The organism is Bacillus cereus group sp. BfR-BA-01383 (genome assembly GCF_022663495.1).
Taxonomy (GTDB): Bacteria; Bacillota; Bacilli; order Bacillales; family Bacillaceae_G; genus Bacillus_A; species Bacillus_A cereus_AU.
This window is the reverse complement of sequence record NZ_JAKUFP010000155.1, coordinates 1-206: the sequence shown is the minus strand read 5'-3', so window position 1 is coordinate 206 and position 206 is coordinate 1. Positions and strand designations below refer to the sequence as shown.

The window sequence follows — 206 nt, the reverse complement described above, 5'->3', positions numbered from 1 at the left end:
GAGTCGATGAAACATATATCAAAGTAAAAGGTCAATGGATGTACCTGTATCGTGCTGTTGATTCGAAAGGAAACACAATCGATTTTTGCCTAGGCAAAACAAGAGACCAGAAGACTGCAGTGACCCCTGTCAAGTAGACAGTATTTAAAAAGCGCAACTAAGCAACCTGAGTTCTATATTTATATGGACTCAGGTTATTTAATTTC

General features: G+C 37.9%; 1 pseudogene. It reads left to right on the top strand.

The window, feature by feature from the left end:
• Nucleotides 1-119: pseudogene (locus tag MR065_RS27400) on the top strand (DDE-type integrase/transposase/recombinase); the annotation flags it as partial.
• Nucleotides 120-206 lie beyond the last annotated feature (87 nt).